7 protein-coding genes and 2 pseudogenes are annotated in these 13851 nt (G+C 32.6%); 7 read left to right on the top strand and 2 right to left on the bottom strand.

Annotation, left to right across the window (positions count from 1 at the left end; translation table 11 throughout):
• The first annotated feature begins 185 nt into the window (after positions 1-185).
• From F1Z66_RS13640 to F1Z66_RS13630, 3 genes are all read left to right on the top strand, one after another.
• On the top strand, positions 186-2837 hold the full coding sequence (locus F1Z66_RS13640; protein ID WP_149864181.1) for a YfhO family protein: 2652 nt from the start codon (positions 186-188) through the stop codon (positions 2835-2837).
• Between the two features lie 1679 nt (positions 2838-4516).
• Positions 4517-5011, top strand: coding sequence for a hypothetical protein (locus F1Z66_RS13635; protein ID WP_149864180.1), 495 nt, complete (start codon positions 4517-4519; stop codon positions 5009-5011).
• A 1057-nt stretch (positions 5012-6068) separates the two neighbouring features.
• On the top strand, positions 6069-6647 hold the full coding sequence (locus F1Z66_RS13630) for a DDE-type integrase/transposase/recombinase (RefSeq protein ID WP_195907451.1): 579 nt from the start codon (positions 6069-6071) through the stop codon (positions 6645-6647).
• 466 nt (positions 6648-7113) lie between these two features.
• Here F1Z66_RS13630 and F1Z66_RS16480 read toward each other — a convergent pair.
• A pseudogene (locus F1Z66_RS16480) lies at positions 7114-7341 on the bottom strand (transposase); the annotation flags it as partial.
• Between the two features lie 1092 nt (positions 7342-8433).
• Entirely contained in the window at positions 8434-9009 is a 576-nt protein-coding gene (locus F1Z66_RS13620; protein ID WP_149864179.1) for a hypothetical protein, read from the bottom strand.
• A 482-nt stretch (positions 9010-9491) separates the two neighbouring features.
• Between F1Z66_RS13620 and F1Z66_RS13615 the strand changes: the two genes are divergently transcribed.
• From F1Z66_RS13615 to F1Z66_RS13600, 4 genes and pseudogenes are all read left to right on the top strand, one after another.
• Complete coding sequence (locus F1Z66_RS13615) at positions 9492-10265, top strand: dolichyl-phosphate beta-glucosyltransferase (RefSeq protein ID WP_149864178.1); 774 nt, start codon at positions 9492-9494, stop codon at positions 10263-10265.
• Positions 10266-10454: 189 nt separating this feature from the next.
• Complete coding sequence (locus tag F1Z66_RS13610; protein ID WP_149864177.1) at positions 10455-12284, top strand: hypothetical protein; 1830 nt, start codon at positions 10455-10457, stop codon at positions 12282-12284.
• Positions 12285-12557: 273 nt separating this feature from the next.
• Positions 12558-13442, top strand: a pseudogene (locus F1Z66_RS13605) (IS5 family transposase).
• 192 nt (positions 13443-13634) lie between these two features.
• A partial coding sequence (locus tag F1Z66_RS13600) for a hypothetical protein (RefSeq protein WP_149864176.1) occupies positions 13635-13851 on the top strand: 217 nt, incomplete at its 3' end.

Genomic DNA, 13851 nt, shown 5'->3' with positions numbered 1-13851 from the left:
GCATATGTCGTATTGACTAATGAGGCAGATAATATTAATGTGAATAATATTAATATCGATATGAATATATTGCTATGCAAGATCTTGGTATAAATGTTCGACAACTTACTCAATTCACTTACAATATGGTATTTGAAAAAGTTTTATAAAGTTTTTTCATATGGACATTATTGGATGAATACGGGATGAACAAGTTTCTCAATTCGGTAATATTCGTTCCTACCGTTATTATTGTTCTTAATATTTTGATTTGGAGTAATATTCTGTTTGTAAATGAAGGAGTAATCATCCAAAGGGATTTCAACTTTCCTTATACTAGTGAAAATTTTGTAGCAGCTTATTATCCAATTTGGAACCACATTTCTAGTCAGTCGAACATAGAAAATCTTCCAAGAACTTTGATTTATCTCCCATTTATTACCCTAGCTGCATTGGGTATAGAGGTCACATTAATCCTAAAAATTTTAATAATTGCTACATTTACCTTCCTGACGGCAGCAATGTACCTGTTTGGTAGTAACTTACTTAAGCGGTTAGATCTCTCTGCAGGAGGATATAAATTGATCCCCCTTGCCTCAGCCTTTATTTTTGCTTATAATCCAATAAGCCTGCTTTTCTCTCAGTCGATATCCCTGATTATTAGTTTAGGAGCACTTTCATTATTGCTTTATTTCATCTTGACAAAAATAAATTCTAAATATTTTCCTCTCTATGCAACATTAGCTCTACTTCTATCAGTAGCTCATCCTTTTAACCTAATCATGAATGTTTTAATTGGCGGGGCTTTCCTTTTTGCCATTTATATAAATAAACTTAGTCTAAAGAGGTTAATTTTTAAAGGTGGAATAACCGCAATCACCTTCCTTTTGATATTTTCTTGGTTCATTCTTCCATATATTAGCAATCCAATTTCTTCCATCGACCTGGGTAGAGAATCCATGTTGGCACGGCCTATATTTCAAGATATATCTCATAACAATCCATTGAAAATTACTCTTTTGGAGAGAGATAAATTTTTATATACTAATACTTCTCCTGTCGACTTTCCAAACAATTTGATTCATTATATTTGTTTGGCTGCCCTAGTATTGATCGGGTTATCTGCCAATTTCTATAGGAAATTAGCAAAGCGAACTCGCTATTTACTGATTTTTTTCAGCATTGGATTCGTTGCCTATGCCTTGTTGGCCATGGGGGATAATGGCCCAATTGGAGACGCTTATTACGATTTTATCGCCGGCTCATCAATAGGTTGGATATTTCGATCTCCATTAAAATTTCAGATGTACCAATTATTTTTTATCATACCATTGTTTATGATTTCTTTGGCGTTACTAAACCAAAGATTTCTGAATAAGCGTAACAATAGTTTAATATTTCTATTCATCGTAATTCCCATTTTTCTTGGGAGTTCAGCCTATGGAATTTATGATGCAAATGTATTCACATTCAAACCTATAAAATTACCAGATGAATATTATGAAATTAACGAGCTTTTGAAAGGACAAGATGAAAAAGATTTACGGATTTTATACTATCCTCTATATCGGGAAATCCCTACCGAATGGAGTCAGGGTCATTATATAGCTCCTTATGAAGCGAAAACTTCACAAGTTCCAACTTTTCGATTTTCAAATAACTACAATTATCTATTGAATGTATTTTATGATTATCCTTATAAGAACAATCTCTTTTCCTCTTCCGAATATTATGATCTGGTTTCCTCACTTGGAGCCCAATATATAGTCTTCCATGATGATAGAAATGAAAAAATCGATCAGGAAAATCTTCACATGCTACTAAGGTCGAAGGAGATAACAACAATATACGCAAAAAACGGTTGGTACTTATTTAAGATTCTAAATAGTCATAAAAGCCAACCTTATCTAGTTAACTCTCTTGCTTTAGTGGATACAATACCACAAATTTATCCGATTTCCTCTCCCGGTCTTGCAGTGGCAACATTGAATGATACTGACTCCAAACTAGAAAATGCTGATGCAATAGTAAAATTAACAATCATAAACGATACAGTCAAATCATCACTTCATAATATTTTGACTAACACTTCATTAAAAAGACAAGGGGATCAGTTACAAGCTACAGCGCCCACGCCACTGGTCGGGTGGTTTAAAGTGAATGACCAGTTTGCTGAGAGCAATCCAATTCTTATATCAAATGGGAAAAAGTACCTTTTTGAAGCCGGCCCATTATCCAATATTACGCGTAACCCATTTCTTCAAGTTCTAGGGTACAATATATCAGAAAATGCTTGGCAAGAAGGTATCACTGGCGGTACCGACTTTTACAATAGGCTAACTTATCTTAAAGAAAATGAACCATTAGAATATAAGAATTATTCTGCTGACTATTGGAGGGTAATCAAAGTCCCAGACAATATTACACAGATAAAATTTGTTGTCCCAGCTCAAACTTTATTTGGCAAAGACAACATATCAATGGCACTTTATAATTTAGACGGTATGGTCAGTAATGCCAGTTCAGTGCTTTACCACAGAGAGGATCCAACTACCCTTAAAGTTAGAGTCAATGCTACATCCCCGTCGTTATTGATCTTTCCAGAAACATACGACAAAGGTTGGAAGGCCATTATAGGAAACCAATCTTTAGACAGTGTCAGAATGTTTGGATCTGTGAATGCTTTTCCAATATCCAAAGGTAATTATGACATTACGATAAAATATGAGCCTCAGAAATGGTTGGATTTAGGAATATTCATCTCAGTCGGAACCATCATATTGTATTTAATAATAGTTAATATGCCAAGATTCTTTTCTAGAGTGCCTAGATGGCATCTTTGCCAAAAACAAGGGTGAGGAAAGCATTACTTTTATAAAAAAAGTATACAACTACGACACCGATATGAAACAAGAATTTATTCATCATTAGAGATTACAAATCATGAACTAACTGCGTCCGATATGATGTGAGCAGTTTTAAACAACCAACCAAAGTTATTTTTATAAAAAAATTACTACTCAAGAGAAATAAACTGATCCCATGGGGTTCAGCATTTATTTCATATCTTGAAAATAATCACCCAAGCATGCTGTGCTATGGGATGCTAGATAAAATTGCTATTCGCCCTTTTTGGCGGCATTATTTATTTTTATTTTATATTATACTCATAATCTAATTTCCTATCCTGTTTTTTTATTGTTTATGGTTAAAGTGCGTTTCAAACTTTATTATATCAAGCTTCACAAGCTAGCAGCAACATATTGAACCGGGTCAGCAAAATCATAGAAAATCTGAAAAACATTTAGCATATAAGAATTGGTTAAGGAAAGACGACGCATCATAATAGATTAGATAGCTGACCGAATGGAAAAAGAAAGGAGGCAGCTTTGTTGTAATAAATCTTTAATAGATTATGAAATGTCTATTTTAGAATGAACATTCAAATGCCGGTCAATTAAACTAAAATGGATCTCGTTTTTATATTTGATCATTATCTCATCCCTAATTCAGTCATCTGATCTTCGGTCTTATTTATTTCTGAATATTCCGTTATCATTTGGAATTACCATCAGATCGACTTGCTAAATTGGTAGCATAAGAAAAGTTCAACATCATCCCAACTCATATATTGTTAGAACTATGCCGTTGTACTTTTAATAGAAGTTCTTTTGTAAATATCCCTTTTTTCTGTTTGACATCAAAGGCTGTTGAAATACTCTTTTAAGCATCCTACAAACGGTTTGGTATTTTGTGATATTCAATTCAATTTACTTTCAACCGACTGCTATTAAATCTCTAGCACTGGATAATCCATTGCAGTTTTTACTTATTGTGCTTTGATGTTATTTTTTTTTGATTGAAGTGTCGAAATCTGCTGTATCCTACATCTTTATGACTATTCAGTCCTTGCATTTATCCTGTTTTGACGATCCTTTCTATTTATGCACATCTCCGGGTGGAGAATCATCAGGTATTATAGATGTGTTTAATTATCAACCTTAGTTAATATTTCAGCTGTAGAAGTTGTCTCTCTAACCCTTTAGACTCATAGTTATGGAGGATAGAATGTTATACTAATTCCATAACACGATCACTTTAAGACATATATAATTAAAGCCATATTTTATCGACATTTAATTACATTTCTGCAATCACCAAAGAACCCATCAAGATCTTGCGTATATAGTATTAACTAAATGATTTACATGAAGTTAATATATCCTGTGATCAAAGAAATAACAATAGTTAGGTTCAACTATAAGGATCTTGCAATCCGTATGTCACCTACACCTGATATTACTCTGATGAGGTAGGCAGAATGGAGCCTTGTTTATCTCTTCCTTTTGTTACACAGTGAAAAGATACTAATATATTAATAGTAGTTTATATGATTTAGGAAATGATGATACGAGATAATGAAAACCATAAACCTTTTCGTAATGCTGTTTTGAAAGTTTGTAACTGGCAACATTGTTTTGTGTATTTTATAACATTATCTGTACTTTTTATATCCTTATTTTTATTTTCATCTAGCTTGGTAGAAGTCAACGGTCAAAGTCAGTATGGTTATGATAAAGGTTGCGATGACGCTAAGATAACCGAACCCGATAATCGATATATCAGTAAACCCGGTAAGGGTGTAGGATATCACTCTGATTCATTTATGAGTGGTTACTACGATGGATTCAATGATTGCTATGATGCCGATGATTATCCTGCATCTTCAAATTCCACCAACGGTATTTTCAAAATCATTGTAGAAGTAACAAATAATTCTTTTAATGATAAATATGGCGACATAATCGTAAGTGTTGATCAGGATCGTGGTAATTTCACAAAATCTGAATATAGTACCTACTTCCCTGCAAAAGAAACCACCTCAAAGGCTTTTGCATTCAAATCTGATGATGTGCCAATAGGAACAGAGTTCAAAGTAGATATAAATTATGGAGAGGAGGAAAGTCAATCAGCATCTGGTGAAAACACTCCAGCTCAGAGAGCTGAATTGGTCCAGTTTAGCATCCGATAACCCTAGGATGAAACATGGTTTATTAAATTATTTGCCCCCCCCATGTAATTGTTAAGGCATTTACAATATGGATTTTTTTGTCAAATTGCCAAGTAATTACGTCGCTGTTTTAAACCATTTCTCCGATTGTAACTAGATAGTATATCAAATTTCTGTTTGCGTTTAGCAAAAATATAACTACTCATTTCTTCAAATCAAGTTCAAAATCAGCTATATTCCTTTTTCCATATATAAGTTGTAACATGATTCAACTTCTCATTAACTACTCATCCATATTGTTGTTGCCAAAGAAGTTAATGACACCAATTTGATAAATGCAGAAATATTCTGATGGCTATTCAAGAAAGGATTAAATCGGAACTATCTTTTACGGCAACATTTTAACTTATAAAATAATCGTTTTTTTGATAAATGAATAACATACATTTTAATTTTGCAGATGGTAAAGTAGTTTTGTTATTTGTTTAATAATATTAAACGACATTGATTTATCAGATCGAGTAGCCTCCGTTCAATCAAAAAATTTTAATTCACAAATTATCTTAAATCACTGATCATTAAATTGATTCTCATAGCTAAAAATGTATTTAGAATCAACACAAAGTAATGGGCTAGAAATTAAGTGTGACTATTAGTTTCGCTTAAATAAATGAAAGGATAAGATGGCTTTTGCGAGGAGAATTGTTAGAATAAGAATAATAGAAAACCCTCCAACGATGTGGTAAAATTTATACAAAGACATTATCACAAAATGCTGAAATACCTTCATGTGAAGAATGTAGAATAGTCTTGAGTCTGGTGCAATAACCATTCTTAGCAACGTCAACATTGGTGAAAAGCATATGGCAGATAGTGGAAGGTAAATGAGGACAAGGCCTAAATTCAGAATGTTTTAAGCAATCTTTACGATAATAATGAGTTTCAAACTGAATCTTGGTAGAAGAAATGTGATATTAAAGTCAAATACTTCTGTATGGCTCTGTAAAGTTAACGAAAAATCCATAGCTTTGATTTGCACTTACTATTCATGATTTACCAAATAAGACATAGAACTTCTATGGAAGATATCGTATTTGCTGTTAATCTATATTTTGACGGTTTGTCCTTAAGAAAAACTTCCAAAGCATTGTCCAGATTCGTCAGCAGAAGCCATACCACAGCAATAAGGGATTGGATAGAAAAGTACAAACCACAGCGATTATTATCAAAAAGCAAAAAGATTGCAGAATTCATTGTCGATGAAACTCTGATAAAGGTAGGATCAGAATATGTGTGGCTATGGATTGCAATAGAGCCTGAAACTAGGCAAATTCTCGCAGTAACCGTATCCAGAGAAAGAAACATGCTGATAACAGAGAGATTCTTGTCAGGCTTGATTAAAGACTATGGGAAACATCCGGTATCCACTGATGGTGGTACATGGTATCCACAAGGTTGTGAATTCCTTAAACTCAAACACCATATTCATTCTTCTCTGGAAAAAAGCCTGATAGAAAGAACAATTCAATACGTCAAGGACCGAACCGAAAGCTTTGATGATTACTTTCCCTGTAGAAAACAAAACTGCAAACTAGAACATATCAAACAATGGATTACGGTATTCGCTTGGCATCATAACAATAACATTAGAGATTAACTTTACAGAGCCTTCTGTATACTAGATAGACTTAAATGTGAATGAATAAAATCAGAATAATGTTCAAAGAAATTGTGATGAGTTACTTTTTTGTATCCTAATTCCTTATCCTTTAATCTAACACATGCTTGTTACCTTATAAACTAGTGAACAGATAATACAAAAACGCTTATATCATTATCTCTTTTATCATATTTTGAAATCTCATACCAAATACATATTCGTCAAACTTCCTCTTTATGGTTGAGAATGTCCCATGCGCAATCGATTTATAAGCGTACTTTCTTTTTGCTTTCCAATTGAGTAAATCCTTTCATTGCTGTTATAGCATCCCTTCTTTGTTTCTTAACTCGCTATTTTAGATGAAACGAACAGAATTCTTTCCTGCTTTGATTGCCGGAGTGATCATTTTCTCTTGGAAATACCTAAAGTAGGCATTTAGGCATAGGCTGAGTCAGCAAAAACAGATTCTTTTGTGAATGTAACCGTAAATAGATATGTTGTTAGGTAACCTTTTTCTAGCGGCACTGATAATACCTTCCTTCTGCCTGTATGGTAAATGCAAGCCTTAGCGTATGTAACCAATGGCCATGATAAATCAATTGGGAAATATGTTATGCGTACCCTCTTTGTTTTCGTTCATCCGTTCTAACTAAAAATCCCAAGTGTCAAGAAAATCATATGAAAAGAGTATATCACCACGCCTGACTAATGAGCGATTATAGGAAGGTCAATGAACACAAAGAAAGGTAAATTGGTTCAACCCCAGCCAAATAGTTGGAGTTAGACGACAAAGTAGTGATATACTACATCAATACCATTTGAGTCAATAGGCCATGAATGACATCAAATAAATTCGAACAGATTGAAATCTGAAGATCAGAATAAAAACAAATCAATTTAATCATGCAGATTCTGTGGATTTGCTGATATCCTATTAACAGGCTGACAGTATTCTTTCCAGAAGAATTGATGCGAAATTGGATACTTAGATGGCGAGCAACGAATTAGATAGAATTAAAATCATTCGCGATTTACCATCTATTTTAATTTGACTTATATTTGTTGTACTAGTATGAAAAATGAATTAAATGATGATAGCTTGAGGTAGTTTCGATTGAACCATTTTTAGAAATTAATATTAAATTTCTATCGAGTATGGCCATGCTTTCCGAACATTAAATAAAAAAATGATTATTTTGGACAATTCGCAATTAAAATATTTGAGTGATTGGAGGAAAGAATTCTTCTAAACAGAAGAATGTGACGACATTAGATTCTACAATTACAACTGGATGAAAAAGTTGATACCACTTTAAACGACCCAAGATTATTTTTGATAGTGCCCAATTTTGTAAAAAAATAGACAAATTTTCAAGAACTTCTTTGTTATATAATTGTTGAATACTTCTCTTGGATCATCCTTTTAGCAGAAAAAAAACTATCTTTGAACTAGAATATATTCATAACAAAGAGTTCGATAGAAATTGCAATAAATACTGAAGTTTGCTAAATTGTCATATCCAAACCAATTTAGTGCGAGACGATTCTCATATTCTTTAAAAATTAGTTTTCCAGCAGAGCAGTTAACTATGAGAATGATCTTTCATCGTTTGCGTTTGTATCAGACAAATATAGCTTAATTGAGTGTCAATCTGATTGCAATGTGAAAGCTGATCACTTTAATATTAAGACCTTTTCCAACAATGTGTCTCTGCCAGTCAAAGCAGCAATAGAGATAAATTAAAAATTAAAAATTAAAAAAAAATTAAAATGATGGTTTTTCTTATCTTTGACTAAACAAATTACTACCATAGTTGACTTGTGACTGATCGTTGAAGTTATTGCAAGAACCTACAGTAGAACCTCCTGAATTACAATTTGACTGCTGGTTTGAGGATTGAGATTGACCTATGAATCCGCCACTCCAATAACCATCTCTGTATCCGCTCCACCTATCATCGCCTCCTTGGGCACCAATGTTACCCCCGAAATTTGTTTGTCTTTGGCTAAGCAAATTGTTACATGAGAAGGCAGTATCACCGCCAGAGGCACAACTTGATCTTTGATTAGAGGATTGTTGTTGACTGAGAATTTGAGTCGCTTTACTTCCACCCCACTTATTATCACTGCCTTGGGCACCAATGTTACCCCCGAAATTTGTTTGTCTTTGGCTAAGCAAATTGTTACATGAGAAGGCAGTATCACCGCCAGAGGCACAACTTGATCTTTGCAAACTATTCTGTATCTGTGATATAATTTGTGAAACCGAGTTCGTGGCCGCATAAACTGGGGCACTACTTGCTAGGAGAGATATGGACAGTGCAGCTATTATAAAAATATTAAGTCCTTTAGATTTCATTATTATCTATAATAAAAAAGATACAGGTATTTAAGTTTAGTTACACTCCATTGGTTATGTCAGGTCCCTGAAATCTATGTAATAAGTTTCCAATTATCTGAAATTCCACAACTAATCATATGCAATCCAAATGAAATGTGGTTCTTACTAAATAATTGGAACTAATCACAAACTAACCGAAGTTTGTACCTTTCCTTCAATTTTGTAAGATAAATATGTTTAAGAATTACATTGAAGTTCAAATTAATTTTCAAATGTATAAGACGACCATTATATTCAAAAATGAATCAAGATCTAAAATTGAATTCCAATATTAAACAAATATTAAAATAATTAGTAAAGATATTAATCGATTATATTTCATTTTAACTATAAGAACGTTCCTTTATGATGGAATATGGGCTAATCACACAATTAATGTAAAACATTACCTAATATCCGAAATGCTTATTTTCTAGTTAAAATAATTATGATTAAATCGAATGGATAATTTAACTATTATAATTCCGGTACATAATGAGGAAAAGAGAATCAGACCATGTCTCGACAGAATTCTAGATTACATGAACCATTGTAAAATAGACTATGAAATAATCATTGCTGAGGATGGCAGTACTGACCATACAGTTGACATAGCCCGAGAATATTCGACATTAAACAGTAAAGTAATAGTAAATTCCTCTAAACAAAAATTAGGAAAGGGACGTTCTATAGTTAATGCTATGGCTATAGCTACTAAGGATATCATAATGTATATTGACGTAGATTTGGCTTCAGACATTTCCGAAATAGAAAGAATGTCACCTTATCTGGGCTCAAATGACATTGTAATTGGCTCCCGTTTAATCCGAGAAAATCTCGATAAAGTTGATCGACCTTTTTTTAGAAGATTGTTTTCAGAATGTTATTCTTTTTTATGTCAAACTCTGTTTATGTCTTCTATCAAAGATTATCAATGTGGACTTAAAATGATGAGAAAGAATTCAGCTCTTATCAATGAAGTGATACCGAAAATTAAAAGTAATAAATTCGCATTTGATACTGATTTACTGGTTCACTCAAAAATACATGGACTTAAAGTTAAAGAGGTCGCGGTTCGATGGGAACATAAAGATTATTCCAAAGTAAATGTTTCAAAGCAAATTTGGTGTATGGGTGCCGATCTTTTTAGGATTTGGCTATCTGTACAAATTGAAAAACTTCAAATACAAAAGGAGAAATTTAATTTCAATTCCATTCAAATGAATTTACGATAGTCATACCTCTTCTTTTTTTAGATTATTTCAAAAATAATATGCGAATACAAATTTGGATCAATAAGAAGAAATAAATTATTATCGATTAAAACCAGTTGACTTGTTTGGTATTAGTTATAACTTGATATACTTCGCAGCTGGTTTATCTTATTAATTCCGTATAACCAAATGAAAAAAAGGATATCCCCAATGCTGAATAAGCAAATTACTCAAAGTAACTTATTAGCTCTCATTCTTTTCGCTATCCAAACATGTTATTTTTTAAGTTTCCTATTTGTCTTCACACCAAATTATGTAATCCTTGAAAATAGAGTGATGTATGATAGACTTTATAAAATTGAAGATCACATACAGGGGACCGCATTTGACGGGGTAATAGAAATGCTATTGTTTGCTTGGCTTTTAGTATTGTTTCTTAAAAGACGTAATTTAATGATCATTGTTCAAATAATTTATATTGCAATTATAATAATTCTACGATTAGCTTTAATACCCATTCATGAGCTGAATATAGTATTAACACCATTACTGATGCTGTTGTGGTTTTTTTATGATAAATCATTATTTAAATCTACGTTTGTTGGTTCTCTTAATTTCTTATACTTAAGTTTGATTGTGATAGGAACTATTTCAATTGGCTATTCCATTATTTCTATTTCTGGAATTCTATCCATTCAAGATCGTCCAGTAAATTTTACTGCCATTTGGTTCTCCATGGTCTCGCAATTAACTCCATATTTATTTATTATTCTATTTTTCTTGGCAGGATTCCAGTTATCACGAAAAATTATCAGGCATGGTTTAATTTCTCAATTAAAGGATGAGAAATGTACTTTACACCTATCAGACGGCATTAACAGGCAAACGTTGACTATTGCCATTGCAATTATTGTCGTCATATCAATATTAATAACACTGATTCCTCATTTGCCCACTGTTAGTCCTGAAACCCGGTTTGTAGGCTATGACTCCGGATATTATATAAGATGGCTGAAGGAAATTGAAAAAGGAGGAAGCATCAATGAAATTCTGTCAATTGCATTCCATCAAAGTAATGGAGACAGATTTTTATCACTAATACTTATTCTCGGTATCCAATGGATAACTTCTATCAATATCGAAGCATTGATAGAATACATGCCATCAATTTTGTCACCGTTACTCGCAATAGTTACTTACAAACTCACATTTGAAATGTCTGGAAACTCCAGAGTTTCATTATTATCGTCTATTCTTACCCCTTTTTCTGTGCAGGTTTCTATGGGAATTTATTCGGGTTATTATTCCAATTGGATGGCGATTATCATCGCTTATACCTCCATGATATACTTTATAAAATATTGTAAATTCAACAAACCCTTCAATGCTATAATGCTGGGGATAGGCTTGACCGCATTGTGCTTTACTCATATATACACTTGGTTTTTTTTTGTAATCTGTTTTGGTTTTTATATCGTCCTAATTCCAAAATATCAAAGTGTTAAATTCAATTTTAGCACTAAAATTTTGGTCCTTATAACGTTAGCCGGTTCTTCGATTGGTTTTCTATTACCTTGGCTGATTTTAGGAAATTTGACAGGACTTCATAATTTTATGAATTTATATAATAATGATTTTCAGGCATTTTCCCAGTCCTTTATTAATTTATTTAATTTTGTAGTTCTAGTATCCCATGGTGGAACTTTCTCAAATGTTATGATTCCCATTTTGTGTATTGTATTTCTGTACTTTTTGAATAGACAGTATAATTATGTATATCTTTACCTAATAGTAATTTTGCTTACTCTTTCAGTCTTAACAGTATTTTTAGGTGGAATAGAGTTTAAGACAAGAATTCTTTACAACATTCCATTTCAAATCCCATCTGCGATAGGGTTAATGTTACTATATGAATGGACAAGGAATAAATACTTATTTACGGCTTGTTGTCTCCTAATAATAGGATATTCATTATACACTTTGACAAATTATTATCTTATTCCTCCTGAAATAATGTATCCACAGGATTTTTCAAAATAAATCTAGTTAATACAATGAATAGTGTAATGTGTGTTGGGCATAATTTCCAATTTATCTTTTTTGAAAATTAAACATTTTTACCATTATCTAGATAAATTATAGATTTGGCCCCATTGGTATTAAAAAATGAAGGTCAAAATATAATTTTAGTAAAACAATATATTATTTGTAATTTATCGTCTAACTCCAACTATTTGGCAGGGATTGAACCAATTTATCTTTCTTTGAGTTCATTGACCTTCCCATAATCGCTCATTAGTCAGGCGTGGTGATATACTCTTTTCATATGATTTTCTTGACACTTGGGATTTTTAGTTAGAACGGATGAACGAAAACAAAGAGGGTAAGCCATTTCTCTTTCCGGATTTTTTTATCATGGCCGTTGGTTACATACGTTCCGCTTATCAGTTATCATATAGAAAAACAGAAGGTGTCTTAGAGCCACTGGAAAAAGTCTGCCTTCAAAACCAAGTTACAGTCATATCTGCAAAAGAATTAACAAGTTAAATATTGACATAGGAAAGAGAGCCAAAAAGGATGATGATGATGAATGCATCATAATATCAATGGATAGTAATGGAATCAAGATAACCAGAGACCAGTGGTTGGATAAAAGATAGAATGTACAAAGCAGGAAGAAAGGATATCCGAAAATTCACATAGCAGTAAACATAAAAACAAAAGAAATCCTTGCCTTAGAAGTAACATATGAGAAGGTTCATGATAGTAAAATGCTAACGAAGCTGGTTGACCAAGTTCTGGATGATTCTTCAACAACAACAGCCAGTTACAGTGAATCAAACAAGAAGAAAGTGGTAATAAAGATCAAATCATCTTTAACTGATGGAGCCTATGATTTCAATGCATACTTTCAGTATCTTCAGAAAAAAGGATTAGATCGGGAATAACCGTAAGAAAGAATTCAGTTATTCCACCTATAAAAAACAGGTTAAGAAATAAGGAAGTGATACTTCAAACAAAAGGGGACCTACTAAAATGGAAAAAGAAAAGAAGGTACGGTCATAGATGGATTGCTGAAACAGCCTTTTCGACAATAAAGAGGAATTTGGTGAGTATGTATCGGCCATCAAGTTCAATAACATGGTAAAGGAGATGATGATAAAAGTGTCGCTCTATAACCTGTTTAGAAGAATCTAGAAAATTACGAAATGACACGACTAAGGTACAAAGAATTAGGAAACAAAGCAGTTGCAAGGTTGTTTTAAGGAAAAAAATATGTCTAAATCCTTTTAGGTTTACATGTTTTGCGTCATTTAATAAGTTATTTTAGTTAGTTTGTGCTATCAAGGCAAATACAAATAATAGTCCAGGTAGAGTGAATTTGAATGTATGGAAGAGAATACCAATACCAGCAAATGTTTAGATTTAAGATACGGATTAAATAATCGTTTTAAGGATATTACAACAGATTCACGATTCCTTCCTATTGAGGTTTATAATAACAATGTGGATACCTTGCTGTCAAGAAATTCAAATTTTAATAAGGTCTTGGCAATTGTCATAGGGACAAAACCAGATTTTTATAAACAAGCTCCAGTCCTTATAG

Source organism: Candidatus Nitrosocosmicus agrestis, from assembly GCF_008389435.1.
GTDB classification, from domain to species: Archaea; Thermoproteota; Nitrososphaeria; order Nitrososphaerales; family Nitrososphaeraceae; genus Nitrosocosmicus; species Nitrosocosmicus agrestis.
This window is presented reverse-complemented; position numbering and strand designations above follow the sequence as displayed.

What these genes read in the sequence shown, in the direction of transcription:
- F1Z66_RS13640 (WP_149864181.1), top strand. Translation starts at nt 186, where the DNA reads ATGAACAAGTTTCTCAATTCGGTAATATTCGTTCCTACCGTTATTATT.
- F1Z66_RS13630 (WP_195907451.1), top strand. Translation starts at nt 6,069, where the DNA reads ATGGAAGATATCGTATTTGCTGTTAATCTATATTTTGACGGTTTGTCC.
- F1Z66_RS13620 (WP_149864179.1), bottom strand. Translation starts at nt 9,009, where the DNA reads ATGAAATCTAAAGGACTTAATATTTTTATAATAGCTGCACTGTCCATA.
- F1Z66_RS13615 (WP_149864178.1), top strand. Translation starts at nt 9,492, where the DNA reads ATGGATAATTTAACTATTATAATTCCGGTACATAATGAGGAAAAGAGA.
- F1Z66_RS13610 (WP_149864177.1), top strand. Translation starts at nt 10,455, where the DNA reads ATGCTGAATAAGCAAATTACTCAAAGTAACTTATTAGCTCTCATTCTT.